This is a genomic window from Sinomonas mesophila (assembly GCF_001999765.1).
GTDB lineage: Bacteria > Actinomycetota > Actinomycetes > Actinomycetales > Micrococcaceae > Sinomonas > Sinomonas mesophila.
On the sequence record NZ_MTIC01000013.1, the window covers coordinates 189,305 to 209,191 of the forward strand.

The following is a 19,887-nucleotide window of genomic DNA, read 5'->3' on the forward strand; positions in this document are numbered from 1 at the left end:
GAGACACAGAGCAGCATGGCAAAGCGCAGCAAAGCATATGAGGCAGCCGCCGCGAAGATCGAGGACGGCAAGCTGTACGCCCCGGCCGAGGGCGTTGCCCTCGCCAAGGAGATCAGCGCGTCCAAGATGGACTCGACCGTCGAGGTCGCCTTCCGCCTCGGCGTCGACCCGCGCAAGGCGGACCAGATGGTCCGCGGCACGGTGAACCTCCCGCACGGCACCGGCAAGACGGCCCGCGTCGTCGTCTTCGCGACGGGTGACAAGGCCGCGGCCGCCGAGGCCGCCGGCGCCGACGTCGTCGGCTCGGACGACCTGATCGAGCGCATCCAGGGCGGGTGGACGGACTTCGACGCCGCCGTCGCGACCCCGGAGCTCATGGGCAAGGTCGGCCGCCTCGGCAAAATCCTCGGCCCGCGCAACCTCATGCCGAACCCGAAGACCGGCACGGTGACCCCGGACGTGGCCAAGGCCGTGACCGACATCAAGGGCGGCAAGATCGACTTCCGCGTCGACAAGCACTCGAACCTGCACTTCATCATCGGCAAGACCTCGTTCGACGCCCGCCAGCTGGCCGAGAACTACGCGGCCGCCCTCGACGAGGTCCTGCGCCTCAAGCCGTCGGCGTCCAAGGGCCGCTACATCCAGAAGGCCACGGTCACCACGACCTTCGGCCCCGGCATCCCGGTCGACCCGAACGTCACGAAGGTCGTCCTCGACGCCTAAGACGCTTTCACCGGTGGCACTGAGCCCTGAGCTCGGCGCGGCCGCACGCAGCACGCCCCCTCCCGCCGCGGGAGGGGGCGTGCTGCGTTTCACACGTGAGTAGACTCCGAGCATGAGCGCCGACTACCGCGTTCAGCGGCTGAGCCTCCCTGCGTCCCTCGAGGCGCCGGGCGCTGCCGCCTTCCTCGAGTTCTGCGGCCTCGCCGACGAGGTCCAGCGGCAGATCTGGGGGCACGAGGACCGCTGCTCCCCGGCCGCCTACCGCCTGCGCGCGTGGCGGGACTCGGCCTACGAGTCCACGGCGTTCTTCTACGTCCGGGACGGCGGCCGCATGGTCGGCCGGGCCTGGTGCCGCGTCCCGCTCCAGGAGGACCTTGGCCGGGCCCAGGTGCGCGCCGAGGTCCTGGAGGGGCACACGGGCCGGGGGATCGGCCGGCTCCTGCTCGCCGCGGCGGTCGAGGAGGCACGACGGCGGGGCCGCACGGTCCTGGACACCTACACCGAGCACCCCCTTGCGAGGCCCCTGACGCTCCCGACCCTCCCAGCGGCGGCCGCCGCGCCGGACGGCGTCGTGCCCGACGCCGTCGTGCCCTCCACCGGTACCGGCACAGTCCCCGGCGGCGACCGCTCGGTGCGCTTCGCCCAGGCCGCGGGCTTCGCGCTGAGCCAGGTCACGCGGTTCAGCGAGCTCGTGCTGGACGAGCACGAGGCCTCGTGGCCGGCCCTCGAGGCGGCCGCCGCGGACAAGGCGGGGCCCGACTACGAGGTGCTGCTGTGGGAGTGCGTCCCGCCCGAGCACAGGGCGGCGATGGCGGAGCTCTTCGGCCGGATGTCCATCGACGCGCCCCAGGGCGAGGACGCCTACGAGCCCGAGCGCTGGGACGCCGACCGGGTCGCGGCCCTCGACCGCATGCTCTTCGAGGCCGGGACCGTGCCGCTCTACGCCGTCGCGCGGCACCGCGGCACGGGGGAGCTCGCGGCCTACACGGCCCTGTGGGTCCGCGAGGGCAAGGAGGACGTGGGCGATCAGGATGACACCCTCGTGCGCCTCGGACACCGGGGGCGCTCCCTCGGCATGCTGATCAAGCTCGCGAACCTGCGCGCCTACCGGGCGCGCTTCCCGCGCGCGGCCAAGGTCGTGACCTTCAACGCGGCCGAGAACGAGCACATGCTCGCCATCAACACCGCCCTCGGGTTCAGGCCCGCGGGGGCCGACGGCGAGTGGTACCGGAGGCTCGCATGAGCGACGACGCCGTCGGGACCGCCCGGGGGGCGGGCGTTCCCGATCCGGCCCCGGGTCCCCGGGCCCGCCCGCGGCCGCAGGGGACGGCGACCGGCGCCGAGGTGCGTGCGCTCATCGCCGCCGGGGCCGCCGTCGCCGCGGGCCTCGCCGTCGCCCTCTGGGCCTTCGCCGACCGCCGCCCGGCGCTCTCGGGGGACCGCGGCGTCGGAGACGTCGCCGCGATCGTGGCCGGCGCCGCCGCCGCGCTGGCCTTCGCCCTGGCCTACCGGCGCTCCTCCTCCGACCCGGACCGGAGGTGGCTGGCCGAGCGGCCCCTCTGGCGGCGCCTCCTCGGGCTCGTCGCCCTCGCCTTCGCGCACGCGGCGATCGCCTTCATGGTCACGTGGGCGAGCTTCCAGATCTTCCAGCGCGCGTTCACGGGGGTGAGCCTGGACACCTTCGCCGCCGCGCTGCTCACCGCCGTTGCGGCGGCCCTCGCGGCGTACTCGAGCCACCAGTCGGGTTCGCGCATGGACAGCTTCGCCCTGTCCAACCTGCTCGCGACGTATCTCGCTGCCGGGGTGCTGACCTCCATGGTCACGACGAGCCGGACGGACTGGTGGGAGATCAACTTCAGCGTGCTCGGGGCTGCGGACTACGGGGTCGCGCTGGCGTTCAACGCGACCCTCGTGACGGCCGGCGCCGTGATTGCGCTCCTCGCCGAGTACATGACGCGCGATCTCCGCGCCCTGGACCTGCACCGCGCGCGCTCGGGGGAGGGCGTGGCCCGGTCGCGCGAGCGGCCGATCATCGCGTGCTTCGTCCTCATCGGGCTGTTCCTCGCGGGGTCCGGGCTCGTCCCGGTGGACGTGTTCATGCCCCTGCACAACTCCCTCGCGACGGCCATGACGGCGTCCTACACGGTCCTCGTCCTCGGGGTCCGGGCCTGGCTGCCCGGGCTGAGCCGGACCTTCTACATCGCCGGGTACGTGATGCTCGGCGCGGCCGTCCTCTCGGTCCTGCTGTGGGTGCCGCTCGGCTACTACACCATGACCGGGATGGAGCTCGTCGTCGCCGGCGTGATCCTCGCGTGGCTCGTGCTCTTCACACGCCACGTCGCTGCGGCCGTCGAGGACGGCAGGGCGGCCGCCACGGCGGTGGTCCCGGAGGGGCCGTGAGCCGCCCTGGCCAGGAACCGGGGCCTTCTCGGCCGTGGCGGACGCTGCGAGACTAGGCCCCATGCTGCTCGACGAGCTCGTCTCCGCGGCCGAGGCAGTCGCGTCCACGCGGTCGCGGCTCGCGAAGATCGAGACGCTCGCGCAGCTGCTGCGCCGGCTCGCCGGGGAGTCGCCGGAGGAGGTCGCGACCGCCGTGGGACTGCTCGTTGCGAAGCCGCGGCAGGGCCGCGTCGGAGTCGGCTGGCGCGGGCTCGCCCACGCCAGGGGCGGCATGGCGCCCGCCGAGCTGCCGTCGCTGACGGTCGGCGAGTTCGACGCCTTCCTCGACCGGCTCGCCCTGACGTCCGGCACGGGGTCCGGCGCGGCACGCGCGGAGCTGCTGGGCGGTTTCATGCGGCGCGCCACGGAGCGGGAGCAGCGGTTCATCGTCGGGGTGCTGCTGGGGGAGATCCGCACGGGCGCCCTCGAGGGCGTCCTGGCCGATGCGATCGCGGCCGCCGGCGGCCGGCCCCTCGCACTCGTGCGGCGCGCCGCGATGCTCGCGGGCGACCTCGGCGAGACGGCACGGATCGCCGTCACGGGGAACGAGGACGAGCTGTCGGCCGTCGGGCTCGTGGTCGGCAGGCCGGTGCTGCCGATGCTGGCCGGCTCGGCGAAGACCCCCGCCGAGGCGCTGGCATCGACGGGGGAGGCATCGGTGGAGTTCAAGCTCGACGGCGCGCGGATCCAAGTGCACCGTGCCGGCGGTGACGTGCGCGTCTTCACCCGCAGCCTGGCGGACATCACCCACCGCGTGCCCGAGGTCGTCGCGGTGGTGCGGACCCTGCCCGTGCGGGACGTGATCCTCGACGGCGAGACGCTCACCCTGGATGAGGGCGGGGCGCCGCGGCCGTTCCAGGAGACGATGTCCCGGTTCGGTGCGGAAGGGGCGCGCGAGGCGGTGCTGCGGCCCTGGTTCTTCGACCTCCTGCACGTGGACGGGCGGGACCTGCTCGACGAGCCGCTCGCGGTGCGCCGCGCCGAGCTCGCGAGGCTCGCGCCGGACCACATGGTCCCGGGCGAGGTGACCGCGGACCCTGCGGCCGCGGAGCGGGTCTCGCGCGAGGCGCTCGCGAGCGGCCACGAGGGCATTGTCGTCAAGGCGATCGGCTCGGCATACGCCGCCGGCCGCCGCGGCTCCAGCTGGATCAAGGTCAAGCCCGTGCACACGTACGACCTCGTGGTCCTCGCCGCCGAGTGGGGCTACGGCCGCCGCCGCGGCTGGCTGTCGAACCTGCACCTCGGCGCATATGACCCGACGGGGGAGTTCGGCGAGCCGGGCGGCTTCGTGATGGTCGGGAAGACGTTCAAGGGCCTCACCGACGAGATCCTGCGCTGGCAGACCGAGCACTTCCCGTCCATCGAGGCCCGCCGCGACGAGCACGCCGTCTACCTCGAGCCGGTCACGGTCGTCGAGATCGCGCTCGACGGCGTGCAGCGGTCCTCGCGCTACCCGGGAGGCATTGCGCTGCGCTTCGCGCGGGTCAAGCGCTACCGTGAGGACAAGCGGCCCGATGATGCCGACACCATCCAGACGCTGCGGGCACTGCTGCGCGAATGAGTCCCGCGGCGTGCCGGGGGTGCCCGGGCCAGGCGGATTTGGCGAGGCGCGGGGCGTCCCGTACAGTGGGAGGACCAAAGACCGCCGGTCGTTGGATGCTGCGTGCCGAAAGCCGGGACGCGCGCCCAACTGAAAGTCCCCATCCGGGGCGGCCTGCGCAGGTGATACTGAGCGAAAGCCTATAGGCCGCACCGCGGCCCGCATGCCACGCCCCGTGCATCTGCGCGGGGCGTTCCGTCTTTCCGGGGGCCGGACCAGCCGGCACTGTTTCCCCGGAAGGAGGGTTATGGCAACGCCTACCAAGGTGGCAGCCGTCGAGGAGATCACCAAGGATTTCCAGGAGTCGACCGCTGCGGTCCTGACCGAATACCGCGGGCTCTCCGTCGCCCAGCTCAAGCAGCTGCGTCGTTCGCTCGGCACCGAGAACAAGTTCTCGGTCGTCAAGAACACCCTGACCGCCATCGCCGCGAAGGAGGCTGGCGTCGACGCGTTCGAGGGCCAGCTCGCCGGGCCGACCGCGATCGCGTTCATCAAGGGTGACGCCGTTGCGGCCGCCAAGAGCCTGACCGACTTCGCCAAGGACAACAAGCAGCTGATCATCAAGACCGGCTACTTCGAGGGCAAGTCGCTCAATGCGAGCGAGGTTGCCGCCCTGGCAGCCCTGGAGTCCCGCGAGCTGCAGCTCGCCAAGGTTGCCGGCGTCCTCAAGGCGCCGATGGCCGCGGCTGCACGCATCATCGACGCCCTGCGCCTCAAGCTCGAGGAGGAGGGCGGCGCTCCGGCTGCCGCCGAGGCTCCCGCTGCTGAGTCCGCCGAGGCTGCCGAGGCCGGAGAGGCCGCGGCGCCCGCCGAGGCTTCCGCCGCCGAGGCGCCCGCCGAAGAGAACTGATTCTCTTCCCCCAACCCACATTCTCGGTGCGCCGCCTGACTACCCGGCGGGGCACCACCTAGCGAAAGGACGCCAACCATGGCGAAGCTCACCCAGGACGAGCTGATCGAGGCCTTCAAGGAGCTCACCATCATCGAGCTCTCCGAGTTCGTGAAGAAGTTCGAGGAGGTCTTCGAGGTCACCGCTGCCGCCGTGGCCGTCGCCGGCCCGGCCGGCGGTGCTGAGGCCGCTGCTGAGGAGGAGAAGACCTCCTTCGACGTCATCCTCGAGGCCGCTGGCGACAAGAAGATCGCGGTCATCAAGGAGGTCCGTGGCCTCACGTCGCTCGGCCTCAAGGAGGCCAAGGACCTCGTCGACGGTGCTCCGAAGGCCGTCCTCGAGGGCGCCACCAAGGAGGCCGCCGACAAGGCCAAGGAGGTCCTCGAGGCCGCCGGCGCCACGGTCACCCTCAAGTAGTTCCCGCCCGCACCGCAGGGCCCAGGGCCTGCACCGCGTGCACGAAGGGCCCCGCAGTCCGATCCGTTCGGACGGCGGGGCCCTTCCGCGTCCCCGCCTCCCGCCGAGGTGGGGGGTGTGGGGCGCCGAGGTGGGGGGTGTGGGGCGCCGAGGTGGGGGTGTGGGCCGCCGAGGTGAGCGTGTCCGCGTTCGGGACCACTCGCCGTCGTACGGCCGAAGCGCCGCCATCGAGCTTCGACATGTGCTGCCCATAGCCGCTTCTGCTGGGAGAATTCACTCAGCAGGAGCGGCTAAGGGCAGCAGATGCCGGTCAGTAAGAGAGAGCGAGGGCCGTGGCCCGACCTCGAGGTTCCAGAGCCGGCCTCGTCGGCCCCGACCCAGCGCGGAGTCATAGGCCCCATCTCGGGATTCCACCCCCCCATCTCGGCGGACGAGGGATCCGGGGTCAGGCCGGGTCGCTGATGTCCGCCACGGTCGCGCCGAGGGCCCGCACGAGCTGACTCGAATCCACGAAGGCGCTGCGCCCGTGCGCCCCGGCACCCATCGATACGCGCCCGCTGATCGCGGAGTCCGCGACCACCGGCCACGGCGTCGTGGACCCGAGCGGCGTGATGGTCCCGCGCTCGTAGCCGGTCGCCTCGAACGCGACATCGGCGGGCGGCAGCGAGAGCCGGTTCACTCCGAGAAGGGCCCGCAGCTTGGGCCACGAGATCTGCCGGTCGCCCGGGATCAGGGCGAACAGGAACGTCCCGTCCGGCCGCTTCACCACGAGGGACTTCACGATCTCCCGCGGCTCGATCCCCAGGATCGCTGCAGCCTCCTCGAGGCTCCTCGCCGCGGCCCGCTCGGCCACGTGCACCTCGAGCCCGTGCTCCCGCGCGGCCGCGAGGAAGCGCGAGTGGCCGTCCGCACCCGGGGGAGCGCCGCCGTCGTGCGTCGTCACTGCCGCTCAGTCCCGGTACAGCAGGAGCGCCTCGCCCTGCCCGCCGCCGCCGCAGAGCGCGACGGCGGCACGGCCCGAGCCGCGGCGGGCGAGCTCGTGCGCGGCGTGCCCCGCGAGCCGGGCGCCGGAGGCGCCGATCGGGTGGCCCAGGGCGATCGCGCCGCCGTGGATGTTGCACTGCCCGAGCGGGTAGCCGAGCTCCTTGAGCGACTGCACCGCGACCGAGCCGAACGCCTCGTTGATCTCGATGAAGTCCAGGTCCGCGGTGGTCCAGCCGGCGCGCGAGAGGGCGTCGGCGATGGCGTTGGCGGGCTGGGAGTGGAGCGAGTTGTCCGGCCCGGCCACCTGCCCCGGGCGACCGACGACGGCGAGCCAGGACAGGCCGTGCTCCTCGGCGTAGGCGCGGCTCGTCAGCACGAGGGCCGCAGCGCCGTCGGAGATCGGGGAGGAGTTGCCCGCCGTGATCGTGCCGTCGGAGGCGAAGGCGGGCCGGAGCGGGGCCAGCGTCTCGACTGTCGTCGCCGGGCGGACTCCCTCGTCGTCGGCGAGCGTGACCGGGTCGCCCTTGCGGGGCTTGACCGTGACGGGCGCGATCTCCTCCTGGAAGACGCCCTCGGCCTGGGCCTTCGCGGCGCGCTGGTGCGAGGCCGCCGCGACCTCGTCCTGCGCGAGCCGGTCGATCCCGAGCGTGAGGTTCTTCGACTCCGTCGAGAGGCCCATCGACTGCCCGTCGAAGGCGTCCGTGAGGCCGTCGTGCGCGGCGACGTCGAGGATCGCGACCGTGCCGTAGGTCCAGCCCTGGCGGGACCCGGGGAGCACGTGCGGCGCGCGGGTCATGGACTCCTGGCCGCCGGCGACGACGACGGTCGCGTCGCCCGCGCGGATCATGCGGGCCGCGTCGATCACCGCGGTGAGGCCGGAGAGGCACACCTTGTTGATGGTCACGCAGGGGACGTTCCAGCCGACGCCGGCGGCGACGGCGCTCTGCCGCGCCGGGTTCTGCCCGGCGCCGGCTTGGAGCACCTGCCCCATGACGACGGCGTCGACCGCGCCCGCCCCCGCGCCGCTGCGCTCGATCGCGGCCCGGATCGCGTGCGCGCCGAGCTCGACGGCGGTGAACGGGGCAAGCTGGCCGTTGAGCCGGCCCTGCGGCGTGCGGGCCGCGGACAGGATGACAACGTCGTTGTTGTCGGCGCTCATGGTTCCCTCTTCCTTCCGGTTCCTTCTGCGTTCTTCTGAACTCTTCCGAACTCCGCTGGCTTCGTGGGGTTCCGTCTGGTTCCTGTGTTCAGGCTACCGCCGGGTGACCGCGGCCGCATGCAGGACGACGGCGGGCCCGCGGCGGTGCGCGCGGCGCACCGCCGCTGGGCTGCGGCGGTGCCCACCCGCCGTCGTCCCTGCCGGATCTGCAGCGGTGTACAGTTGTCTCGCGCGACACGGCGAGGCGAGGCAGAGAGGCCTCTCGCAGCCAGCCCGGATCTGGAACCGGGAACGAGGCACTTGACCGGAACCCGGACGTGCGCTAGACACGCGCGCACGTTTGGGGTATCTTAGATCTTTGCGTTCTCCCTTTTAACCTCCAGCCTTCATATAGCGGTGGGCTCGTGGGCGGCGGTCCTTCAACAGAAGAAGTTGGCGGGTAGCCGCGCGTCGGGGGAGGGTGCGGACAATCCTGAAGGTCTGTGGAAGGATCCCTCTTGGTCGCCTCGAGCACCTCTGACTACCAAACCGCTAGCACCGACGGTGCGAACCGCCGTCTCTCTTTCGCCAAGATTCACGAACCGCTGGATGTTCCGAATCTCCTTGCCCTCCAGACCGAGAGCTTCGACTGGCTCGTCGGCAATGAGCGCTGGCAGGCCCGGGTCGCCGCAGCCCAGGCCGAGGGCGACGACAGCGTCGCCACGACGAGCGGCCTCTCCGACATCTTCGAGGAGATCTCCCCGATCGAGGACTTCCAGGGCACCATGTCCCTGAGCTTCTCCGAGCCGGAGTTCGCCGACCCGAAGTACACGGTCGGCGAGTGCAAGGACCGCGACGCCACCTACTCGGCCCCGCTGTACGTCAAGGCCGAGTTCATGAACAACAACACGGGCGAGATCAAGCAGCAGACCGTGTTCATGGGCGACTTCCCGCTCATGACCGAGAAGGGCACGTTCGTCGTCAACGGCACCGAGCGCGTCGTCGTCTCGCAGCTCGTCCGCTCTCCCGGCGCCTACTTCGAGCGCACGGCCGACAAGACGAGCGACAAGGACATCTTCACCGCGAAGATCATCCCGTCCCGCGGCGCGTGGTTCGAGCTCGAGATCGACAAGCGCGACCAGGTCGGCGTCCGCCTCGACCGCAAGCGCAAGCAGTCCGTGACCGTCCTGCTCAAGGCGCTCGGCTGGACCGAGGGCCAGATCCTCGAGGAGTTCGGCGAGTACGACTCGATGCGCGCGACGCTCGAGAAGGACACGACCGAGACCCGCGAGGACGCCCTCCTCGACATCTACCGCAAGCTCCGCCCGGGCGAGCCGCCCACGGTCGAGGCCGCGCAGTCCCTCCTGGACAACCTCTACTTCAACGCGAAGCGCTACGACCTCGCCAAGGTGGGCCGCTACAAGCTCAACCGGAAGCTCGGCGTCGACCGCGGCCTCGGTGACAAGGACGCCTCCGTCCTGCACATCGAGGACATCGTCGCGATGATCAAGTTCCTCGTCGCGCTGCACGCGGGCGAGAAGTCGGTCCAGGGCGTCCGCGAGGGCGCCGAGGTCGAGGTCCGCGTCGAGGTCGACGACATCGACCACTTCGGCAACCGCCGCATCCGCGCCGTCGGCGAGCTCATCGAGAACCAGGTCCGCACGGGCCTGTCCCGCATGGAGCGCGTCGTGCGCGAGCGCATGACGACGCAGGACGTCGAGGCGATCACGCCGCAGACCCTCATCAACATCCGCCCGGTCGTGGCCGCGATCAAGGAGTTCTTCGGAACCTCCCAGCTGTCGCAGTTCATGGACCAGAACAACCCGCTCTCGGGCCTGACCCACAAGCGCCGCCTCTCGGCGCTCGGCCCCGGCGGCCTCTCCCGCGACCGCGCGGGCATGGAGGTCCGTGACGTCCACCCGTCGCACTACGGCCGCATGTGCCCCATCGAGACCCCTGAAGGCCCGAACATCGGTCTGATCGGCTCGCTCGCGTCCTATGGCCGGATCAACCCGTTCGGGTTCATCGAGACCCCGTACCGCAAGGTCACGAGCGGCATCGTCTCCGACGAGGTCGCGTACCTCACGGCCGACGACGAGGCAGAGGTCCAGATCGCCCAGGCGAACTCGCCGCTGAACGAGGACGGCAGCTTCTCCGAGGACATGGTCCTCGTCCGCCAGCGCGGCGGCGGCGGCGAGCCCGTCCTGATCCCGGCCGACGAGGTCGAGTACATGGACGTCTCCCCGCGCCAGATGGTCTCGGTCGCGACGGCCCTCATCCCGTTCCTCGAGCACGACGACGCCAACCGAGCCCTCATGGGCGCCAACATGCAGCGCCAGGCCGTGCCGCTCGTCCGCTCCGAGGCGCCCTTCGTCGGCACCGGCATGGAGCGCGCGGCCGCCGTGGACGCGGGCGACGTTGTCGTGGCCAAGAAGGCCGGCGTCGTCACCGAGGTCTCGGCGGACCTCGTCGTCGTGCTCAACGACGACGGCACCGAGACGAACTACCGGATCGGCAAGTTCGCGCGCTCGAACCAGGGCAACTGCTACAACCACCGCGTGCTCGTCAACGAGGGCGACCGCCTCGAGCTCGGCGGCATCATCGCCGACGGCCCGGCGACGGACCAGGGCGAGCTCGCGCTCGGCAAGAACCTCCTCGTGGCGTTCATGTCGTGGGAGGGCCACAACTTCGAGGACGCGATCATCCTCTCGCAGCGCCTCGTGGCCGAGGACGTCCTGTCCTCGATCCACATCGAGGAGCACGAGATCGACGCCCGCGACACGAAGCTGGGCGCCGAGGAGATCACGCGTGACATCCCGAACGTCTCGGAAGAGGTGCTCTCCCAGCTCGACGAGCGCGGCATCATCCACATCGGTGCCGAGGTCGAGGCGGGCGACATCCTCGTCGGCAAGGTCACCCCGAAGGGCGAGACCGAGCTGACCCCGGAGGAGCGCCTCCTGCGCGCGATCTTCGGCGAGAAGTCCCGCGAGGTCCGCGACACGTCCCTCAAGGTCCCGCACGGCGAGTCCGGCACGGTGATCGGCGTGCGCGTGTTCGACCGCGACAACGACGACGAGCTGCCCCCGGGCGTGAACCAGCTCGTCCGCGTCTACGTGGCCGCCAAGCGCAAGATCACGGACGGCGACAAGCTCGCCGGCCGTCACGGCAACAAGGGCGTCATCTCCAAGATCCTGCCGGTCGAGGACATGCCGTTCCTCGCCGACGGTACGCCCGTCGACGTCGTGCTCAACCCGCTCGGCGTGCCGGGCCGCATGAACGTCGGCCAGGTCCTCGAGACGCACCTCGGCTGGGTCGCCAAGACCGGCTGGAAGGTCGAGGGCGAGCCGGAGTGGTTCAACAGCCTGCCGAACATGCCGCGCGAGACCGGCCCGAACCAGACCCTCGCGACGCCCGTGTTCGACGGCGCCCGCGAGGAGGAGATCGCCGGCCTGCTCGACTCGACGAACGTCACCCGCGACGGCGACCGCCTCATCAACTCCTCGGGCAAGGCCCAGCTGTTCGACGGCCGCTCCGGCGAGCCGTTCCCGGACCCGATCTCCGTGGGCTACATGTACATCCTGAAGCTCCACCACCTCGTCGACGACAAGATCCACGCGCGCTCGACCGGCCCGTACTCGATGATCACCCAGCAGCCGCTCGGTGGTAAGGCGCAGTTCGGCGGCCAGCGCTTCGGCGAGATGGAGGTGTGGGCCCTCGAGGCCTACGGCGCCGCGTACACGCTCCAGGAGCTCCTGACGATCAAGTCGGATGACATCCACGGCCGCGTGAAGGTCTACGAGGCGATCGTCAAGGGCGAGAACATCCCCGAGCCGGGCGTGCCCGAGTCCTTCAAGGTCCTCATCAAGGAAATGCAGTCCCTGTGCCTGAACGTGGAGGTCCTCTCCGCCGACGGCCAGACCATCGAGATGCGCGATGCCGACGATGCGGTCTTCACCGCTGCGGAGGAGCTGGGCATCGACCTCTCCCGCGACGAGCCCAGCTCCGTCGAAGAGGTCTGACCCTCCTCCCGCACCGGCACGAACGACTTAGAGACACGAGAGATAAGGGACCACATTGTCCAGCGAATCCTCCTTCGGCCTCATGCAGATCGGCCTCGCGACCGCGGACGACATCCGCACCTGGTCGCACGGCGAGGTCAAGAAGCCGGAAACCATCAACTACCGCACCCTCAAGCCTGAGAAGGACGGTCTCTTCTGCGAGAAGATCTTCGGCCCGTCCCGTGACTGGGAGTGCTACTGCGGCAAGTACAAGCGCGTGCGCTTCAAGGGCATCATCTGCGAGCGCTGCGGCGTCGAGGTGACCCGCGCCAAGGTCCGCCGCGAGCGCATGGGCCACATCGAGCTCGCCGCGCCCGTGACGCACATCTGGTACTTCAAGGGCGTCCCGTCGCGCCTCGGGTACCTGCTCGACCTGGCCCCGAAGGACCTCGAGAAGGTCATCTACTTCGCGGCCTACATGATCACGAAGGTCGACGAGGAGCGCCGCCACGAGCAGCTGCCGAACCTCCAGGCCGAGCACGACCTCGAGCGCAAGCGCCTCGTGGACACGCGCGACGCCGACATCGCCGCCGTCGCGCGCGACCTCGAGGACGACCTGGCCAAGCTCGAGGCCGAGGGCGCCAAGGCCGCGGACAAGAAGAAGGCCCGCGACGTCGCCGACAAGACGATGGCGACCATCCGCAAGCGCGCGGATGCCGACATCGAGCGCATGGAGGCCGTCTGGGACCGCTTCAAGAACCTCAAGGTCGCCGACCTCGAGGGCGATGAGGCGCTCTACCGCGAGCTGCGCGACAAGTACGGCATGTACTTCGAGGGTTCGATGGGTGCCGAGGCGATCCAGAAGCGCCTCGAGGCCTTCGACCTCGACGCCGAGGCCGACAACCTGCGCGACATCATCCAGAACGGCAAGGGCCAGCGGAAGACCCGCGCGCTCAAGCGCCTCAAGGTGGTCAACGCGTTCCTCACGACCGAGAACAAGCCGCAGGGCATGGTCCTCGACGCCGTCCCGGTCATCCCGCCGGAGCTGCGCCCGATGGTCCAGCTGGACGGTGGCCGCTTCGCGACCTCCGACCTCAACGACCTGTACCGCCGCGTGATCAACCGCAACAACCGCCTCAAGCGCCTGCTTGACCTCGGGGCGCCGGAGATCATCGTCAACAACGAGAAGCGCATGCTCCAGGAGGCTGTGGACTCGCTGTTCGACAACGGCCGCCGCGGCCGCCCCGTGACGGGGCCGGGCAACCGCCCGCTCAAGTCGCTCTCCGACATGCTCAAGGGCAAGCAGGGCCGGTTCCGCCAGAACCTGCTCGGCAAGCGCGTCGACTACTCGGGCCGTTCGGTCATCGTCGTCGGCCCGCAGCTCAAGCTGCACCAGTGCGGCCTGCCCAAGCAGATGGCTCTCGAGCTGTTCAAGCCCTTCGTCATGAAGCGGCTCGTGGACCTCAACCACGCCCAGAACATCAAGAGCGCCAAGCGCATGGTCGAGCGCTACCGCCCGCAGGTCTGGGACGTGCTCGAGGAGATCATCACCGAGCACCCGGTGCTGCTCAACCGCGCGCCCACCCTGCACCGCCTCGGCATCCAGGCCTTCGAGCCGCAGCTCGTCGAGGGCAAGGCCATCCAGCTGCACCCGCTCGTCTGCGCCGCCTTCAACGCGGACTTCGACGGCGACCAGATGGCCGTGCACCTTCCGCTGAGCCCGGAGGCCCAGGCCGAGGCCCGCATCCTCATGCTGTCCTCGAACAACATCCTCAAGCCGTCGGACGGCCGTCCCGTGACCCTGCCCTCGCAGGACATGATCATCGGTCTGTACCACCTCACCACCAAGCGTGAGGGGGCCGAGGGCGAGGGCCGCGTGTTCTCGTCGGTGGCAGAGGCGATCATGGCGCACGACGCCCGCACCCTGCACCTCAACGCGCAGGTGAAGATCCGCCTCGAGGGCTTCGTCCCGTCCGCGGAGCGTCCCGCGCCCGAGGGCTGGGAGCCGGGCACCCCGGCACTCATCGAGACGTCGCTCGGCCAGGTCATCTTCAACGAGACCCTGCCCGAGGACTACCCGTGGGTCGAGTCCGTCGCGGACAAGGGCCAGCTCTCCCGGATCGTCAACGACCTCGCGGAGCGCTACCCGAAGGTCGTCACGGCGGCCACGCTGGACAACCTCAAGGACGCGGGGTTCTACTGGGCCACGCGCTCGGGCGTCACGGTGGCCATCTCGGACATCGCCGTTCCCGAGGCGAAGCCCGGCATCCTGGCCGGCTACGAGGACCGCGCGGCGAAGATCCAGAGCCAGTACGACAAGGGTCTGATCGACGACGAGGAGCGCCGCTCCGAGCTCATCGAGATCTGGGACAAGGCGACCACCGAGATCGCGTCGGTCATGCGCGAGTCCATGCCGAAGATGAACACCATCAACCGCATGGTCTCCTCCGGTGCCCGTGGTAACTGGATGCAGGTGCGCCAGATCGCCGGTATCCGCGGCCTCGTGGCCAACCCGAAGGGTGAGATCATCCCGCGCCCGATCAAGTCCTCCTACCGCGAGGGCCTCTCGGTCCTGGAGTACTTCATCGCGACGCACGGTGCCCGCAAGGGTCTGGCCGACACGGCCCTCCGTACGGCCAACTCGGGCTACCTCACGCGTCGTCTCGTGGACGTCTCGCAGGACGTCATCGTCCGCGAGGAGGACTGCGAGACCGAGCGCGGCCTCAACGTCACGATCGCGGTGCCGGACCACAACGGCGAGCTCGTCAAGGACGAGAACGTCGAGAACACGGCGTACACGCGCACCCTCGCGGTGGACGTGACGGACTCCGAGGGCAACGTCCTCGCGGAGGCCGGCGCCGATCTCGGCGACGTGCTGATCGACAAGCTCGTCGGCGCCGGGATCCAGGAGATCCGGGTGCGCTCCGTGCTCACGTGCGAGTCCGCCGTCGGCACCTGCGCGAAGTGCTACGGCCGCTCGCTCGCCTCGGGCAAGCTCGTGGACATCGGCGAGGCCGTCGGCATCATCGCGGCCCAGTCGATCGGTGAGCCCGGCACGCAGCTGACCATGCGTACGTTCCACACCGGTGGTGCCGTCTCCGCCGGAGGCGGCGAGGACATCACCCAGGGTCTGCCCCGTATCCAGGAGCTCTTCGAGGCCCGCACCCCCAAGGGTGTGGCCCCGATCGCCGAGGCCGCCGGCCGCGTCACGATCGAGGACACCGAGAAGCAGCTGCGGATCGTGCTGACCCCGGACGATGGCACCGAGGAGATCGCGTACCCGGTCTCGCGCCGCTCGCGCCTGCTTGTCGACGACGGCGACCGCGTCGGCGTCGGCCAGCGGCTCGTCAACGGCCCCGTCGACCCGAAGCAGGTCCTGCGCATCCAGGGCCCGCGCGAGGCGCAGAAGTTCCTCGTCGACGAGGTCCAGGGCGTGTACCGCAGCCAGGGCATCGGCATCCACGACAAGCACGTGGAGGTCATCGTCCGCCAGATGCTGCGGCGCGTCACGGTCATCGAGTCCGGCGACACGGAGCTGCTCCCGGGCGAGCTCGCCGAGTCCCGCCGCTACCGCGACGAGAACCGCCGCGTCGTGTCCGAGGGCAAGAAGCCGGCCTCCGGCCGTCCCGAGCTCATGGGCATCACGAAGGCGTCGCTCGCCACGGAGTCCTGGCTCTCGGCCGCGTCCTTCCAGGAGACCACCCGCGTCCTCACGCAGGCGGCCATGGAAGGCAAGAGCGACCCGCTGCTGGGCCTCAAGGAGAACGTCATCATCGGTAAGCTCATCCCTGCCGGCACCGGCCTGCCCCGTTACACGGACGTCGCAGTCGAGCCGACGGAGGAGGCCAAGGCGACGCTCTTCACCGGTCCGAGCGCGTTCAGCGACTTCGCCTACGACCCGCTCAGCGGGGACGGCGTCCAGGAGTTCCACGCAATCCCGCTGGACGACTACGACCTGGGCGGCGACTTCCGCTGATGTCGCGGCGCCCGCCGTCGTGCGCCCCTGAACAGGCGCACGACGGCGGGCACCTCACCACGGGCGGCCGGCATTCCCTCCGGGGGTGTCGGCCCTCCGCGTGTCTGGCCCCTACGCCGAGATGGGGGCCTATGACGTCGAGATGGGGGCCTGTGACGTCGAGATGGGGGCCTGTGACGCCGAATGAGGGCCCGCCCCTTTGTGGCCGCGGCGCGGGAGCGGTCGTCGTCCGAGACACGCCATCCCAAGCCCCCGGCCCCCATTTCGGCGCCCCACCACCCCATCTCGGCGCCCCATCCCCCCATCTCGGCGTCACAGCACCCCATTTCGGCGGGTCACACCACCCCATCTCGGCGCGAGGAAGTGGCGGTCGGGGAGCGTCTGGGGGCCGATTCGGCGGGCCTGATAGCGCGTGATAAGCTTTCCTCGATTGTTTCTGTGTGGCAGTGGATGAAGGCCGTTGGAACCTGGCGGAGACGCCGAGCGAGTCGACGGGGCCTGTTTCCGGGTTGCGGGGTTGGTGCGCAACGAATGCCACACTTTTGCACGCCTACGGTCGGTTCCCGCAGCGAGTGCGAAGCAACCGACAGAGCCCGCCGAACCCGTTGAGGGAGGCGTGGGCGAACAGTTCAACGAGTACGGAGAACACGAAAGTGCCTACTATTCAGCAGCTGGTCCGCAAGGGCCGCACGCCGAAGGTCTCCAAGACCAAGGCTCCTGCCCTCAAGGGCAACCCCATGCGTCGCGGCGTGTGCACCCGCGTGTACACCACGACCCCCAAGAAGCCGAACTCCGCCCTCCGCAAGGTCGCGCGTGTCCGCCTCACGGGCGGCGTCGAGGTCACGGCCTACATCCCGGGCGTGGGCCACAACCTGCAGGAGCACTCGATCGTGCTCGTGCGCGGCGGTCGTGTGAAGGACCTCCCCGGTGTTCGCTACAAGATCGTCCGCGGCGCCCTCGACACCCAGGGTGTCAAGAACCGCCAGCAGGCCCGCAGCCGCTACGGCGCGAAGAAGGAGAAGAAGTAATGCCTCGCAAGGGTCCTGCCCCGAAGCGTCCGCTCGTCGTCGACCCGGTCTACGGCTCGCCGCTCGTGACGCAGCTCATCAACAAGGTTCTCGTGGACGGCAAGAAGTCCACGGCCGAGCGCATCGTCTACGGCGCCCTCGAGGGTGCCCGCCAGAAGACGGGCGGCGACCCGGTCGCCGCGCTCAAGAAGGCCATGGACAACGTCCGCCCGACCCTCGAGGTCCGCTCCCGCCGTGTCGGTGGCGCCACCTACCAGGTCCCGGTCGAGGTCAAGCCGGGCCGCGCCACCGCGCTGGCCCTGCGCTGGCTCGTGGGCTACTCGAAGGCCCGCCGCGAGAAGACGATGACCGAGCGTCTCCAGAACGAGATCCTCGACGCTTCGAACGGCCTCGGTGCCGCGGTGAAGCGCCGCGAGGACACCCACAAGATGGCCGAGTCGAACAAGGCCTTCGCCCACTACCGCTGGTAAAACCAGGGTTCGCCGCCGGCTCCTCACAGGGAGCCGGCGGCGAATGTGCAGCCAACTAGGGACAAACAGGAGACACCGTGGCACTCGACGTGCTTACCGACCTCAGCAAGGTCCGCAACATCGGCATCATGGCGCACATCGATGCCGGCAAGACCACCACGACCGAGCGCATCCTCTTCTACACGGGCGTGAACCACAAGATCGGCGAGACGCACGACGGCGCCTCGACGACCGACTGGATGGAGCAGGAGAAGGAGCGCGGCATCACCATCACGTCCGCGGCCGTGACCTGCTTCTGGAACAAGAACCAGATCAACATCATCGACACCCCCGGCCACGTGGACTTCACGGTCGAGGTCGAGCGCTCCCTGCGCGTGCTCGACGGCGCCGTTGCCGTCTTCGACGGCAAGGAGGGCGTCGAGCCGCAGTCCGAGACGGTCTGGCGCCAGGCGGACAAGTACAACGTCCCGCGCATCTGCTTCGTCAACAAGATGGACAAGCTCGGCGCCGACTTCTACTTCACGGTCGACACGATCGTGAAGCGCCTCGGTGCCAAGCCGCTCGTCATGCAGCTGCCGATCGGTGCCGAGAACGACTTCGTCGGCGTCATCGACCTGCTCTCCATGAAGGCCTTCGTGTGGCCGGGCGACGCCAAGGGCGACGTGACCATGGGTGCTGCCTACGAGACCCAGGAGATCCCCGCCGACCTTCGCGAGAAGGCCGAGGAGTACCGCCACCAGCTCGTCGAGGCCGCCGCAGAGGCGTCCGAGGAGCTCATGGAGAAGTACCTCGAGGGCGAAGAGCTGACCATCGACGAGCTCAAGGCGGGCATCCGCAAGCTCACGGTCAACTCGGAGATCTACCCGGTCTTCTGCGGCTCTGCGTTCAAGAACCGCGGTGTCCAGCCGATGCTCGACGCGGTCATCGACTTCCTCCCGTCCCCGCTCGACGTCCCGGCCATGATCGGCCACGACCCGAAGGACGAGGCGGTCGAGATGACCCGCAAGCCGAGCGCCGACGAGCCGTTCTCGGCCCTCGCGTTCAAGATTGCGGCGCACCCGTTCTTCGGCCAGCTCAACTTCATCCGCGTGTACTCGGGCAAGGCCACCTCCGGCCTGCAGGTCCTGAACTCCACGAAGGGCAAGAAGGAGCGCCTCGGCAAGCTCTTCCAGATGCACGCCAACAAGGAGAACCCGGTCGACGAGGTCTCGGCGGGCCACATCTACGCCGTGATCGGTCTCAAGGACACCACGACGGGTGACACGCTCTGCGACACGAACAGCCCGATCGTGCTCGAGTCGATGACCTTCCCGGAGCCCGTGATCTTCGTTGCCATCGAGCCGAAGACCAAGGGCGACCAGGAGAAGCTCTCCACCGCCATCCAGAAGCTCTCCGCCGAGGACCCGACGTTCACCGTCTCCCTCAACGAGGAGACCGGCCAGACCGAGATCGGCGGCATGGGCGAGCTCCACCTCGACATCCTCGTGGACCGCATGCGCCGCGAGTTCAAGGTCGAGGCCAACGTCGGCAAGCCGCAGGTCGCCTACCGCGAGACCATCAAGAAGAAGGTCGAGAAGGTCGACTACACGCACAAGAAGCAGACTGGCGGTTCCGGCCAGTTCGCGAAGGTGCAGGTGAGCTTCGAGCCGCTCGACACCGCCGAGGGCACGTTCTACGAGTTCGAGAACGCCGTCACCGGTGGCCGCGTCCCGCGCGAGTACATCCCGAGCGTGGACGCCGGCATCCAGGACGCCATGCAGTTCGGCATCCTGGCCGGCTACCCGATGGTGGGCGTCAAGGCGACCCTCATCGACGGTGCCTACCACGACGTCGACTCCTCGGAGATGGCGTTCAAGATTGCCGGTTCGCAGGTCTTCAAGGAGGGCGCACGCCGCGCCAACCCGGTGATCCTCGAGCCGCTCATGGCCGTCGAGGTCCGCACGCCCGAGGAGTACATGGGCGATGTGATCGGCGACCTCAACAGCCGCCGTGGCCAGATCCAGGCCATGGAGGACGCTGTCGGCGTCAAGGTCGTGCGTGCCCTCGTGCCGCTGTCCGAGATGTTCGGCTACATTGGCGACCTTCGCTCCAAGACCCAGGGCCGTGCTGTCTACTCGATGCAGTTCGACAGCTACTCCGAGGTTCCGAAGGCCGTGGCCGACGAGATCATCCAGAAGTCGCGCGGCGAGTAGTTCTGGACCGCGGCCCGCCGCCGTCGTCCGTGC

At 69.7% G+C, this 19,887-nt stretch carries 13 protein-coding genes; 11 read left to right on the top strand and 2 right to left on the bottom strand.

The annotated features are described in order from the left end of the window. Positions 1 to 15 precede the first annotated feature (15 nt). The 6 genes from rplA (at position 16) to rplL (ending at position 6,068) form a co-directional block, all read left to right on the top strand. On the top strand, positions 16 to 723 hold the full coding sequence (rplA, locus tag BV907_RS15440; RefSeq protein WP_077490623.1) for a 50S ribosomal protein L1: 708 nt from the start codon (positions 16 to 18) through the stop codon (positions 721 to 723). Positions 724 to 835: 112 nt separating this feature from the next. Continuing rightward, positions 836 to 1,966, top strand: coding sequence for a GNAT family N-acetyltransferase (locus tag BV907_RS15445; protein ID WP_077490624.1), 1,131 nt, complete (start codon positions 836 to 838; stop codon positions 1,964 to 1,966). Beyond that, positions 1,963 to 3,123, top strand: a complete 1,161-nt coding sequence (locus BV907_RS15450; protein ID WP_077490625.1) for a DUF998 domain-containing protein — start codon at positions 1,963 to 1,965, stop codon at positions 3,121 to 3,123. The genes BV907_RS15445 and BV907_RS15450 overlap by 4 nt, the downstream gene beginning before the upstream one ends. Before the next feature lie 61 nt (positions 3,124 to 3,184). Next, entirely contained in the window at positions 3,185 to 4,723 is a 1,539-nt protein-coding gene (locus BV907_RS15455) for an ATP-dependent DNA ligase (RefSeq protein WP_077490626.1), read from the top strand. A gap of 286 nt (positions 4,724 to 5,009) precedes the next feature. Then, positions 5,010 to 5,612, top strand: a complete 603-nt coding sequence (gene rplJ / locus BV907_RS15460) for a 50S ribosomal protein L10 (protein WP_077490627.1) — start codon at positions 5,010 to 5,012, stop codon at positions 5,610 to 5,612. Positions 5,613 to 5,690: 78 nt separating this feature from the next. Further along, positions 5,691 to 6,068 (top strand): 50S ribosomal protein L7/L12, encoded by a 378-nt coding sequence (gene rplL / locus BV907_RS15465; RefSeq protein ID WP_077490628.1) that lies wholly within the window; start codon positions 5,691 to 5,693, stop codon positions 6,066 to 6,068. Between the two features lie 445 nt (positions 6,069 to 6,513). Here rplL and BV907_RS15470 read toward each other — a convergent pair whose 3' ends face one another. Then, positions 6,514 to 7,011, bottom strand: coding sequence for an aminoacyl-tRNA deacylase (locus tag BV907_RS15470; protein ID WP_077490629.1), 498 nt, complete (start codon positions 7,009 to 7,011; stop codon positions 6,514 to 6,516). Between the two features lie 6 nt (positions 7,012 to 7,017). Continuing rightward, positions 7,018 to 8,211, bottom strand: a complete 1,194-nt coding sequence (locus tag BV907_RS15475) for an acetyl-CoA C-acetyltransferase (protein WP_077490630.1) — start codon at positions 8,209 to 8,211, stop codon at positions 7,018 to 7,020. 497 nt (positions 8,212 to 8,708) lie between these two features. On the opposite strand from BV907_RS15475, the gene rpoB reads away from it, so the two are divergent. The 5 genes from rpoB (at position 8,709) to fusA (ending at position 19,854) form a co-directional block, all read left to right on the top strand. Next, entirely contained in the window at positions 8,709 to 12,209 is a 3,501-nt protein-coding gene (rpoB, locus tag BV907_RS15480; protein WP_077490631.1) for a DNA-directed RNA polymerase subunit beta, read from the top strand. A 55-nt stretch (positions 12,210 to 12,264) separates the two neighbouring features. Further along, positions 12,265 to 16,164 carry a DNA-directed RNA polymerase subunit beta' gene (locus BV907_RS15485; protein ID WP_077490632.1) on the top strand — a complete coding sequence of 1,300 codons (3,900 nt, stop codon included), beginning with the start codon at positions 12,265 to 12,267 and terminating at the stop codon, positions 16,162 to 16,164. Positions 16,165 to 16,817: 653 nt separating this feature from the next. Then, complete coding sequence (gene rpsL / locus BV907_RS15490; protein ID WP_077490633.1) at positions 16,818 to 17,192, top strand: 30S ribosomal protein S12; 375 nt, start codon at positions 16,818 to 16,820, stop codon at positions 17,190 to 17,192. After that, a complete protein-coding gene (gene rpsG, locus BV907_RS15495; protein ID WP_077490634.1) occupies positions 17,192 to 17,662 on the top strand; it encodes a 30S ribosomal protein S7 in 471 nt (156 codons plus the stop codon). The genes rpsL and rpsG overlap by 1 nt, the downstream gene beginning before the upstream one ends. Before the next feature lie 77 nt (positions 17,663 to 17,739). Continuing rightward, a complete protein-coding gene (gene fusA, locus BV907_RS15500) occupies positions 17,740 to 19,854 on the top strand; it encodes an elongation factor G (protein WP_077490635.1) in 2,115 nt (704 codons plus the stop codon). Positions 19,855 to 19,887 lie beyond the last annotated feature (33 nt).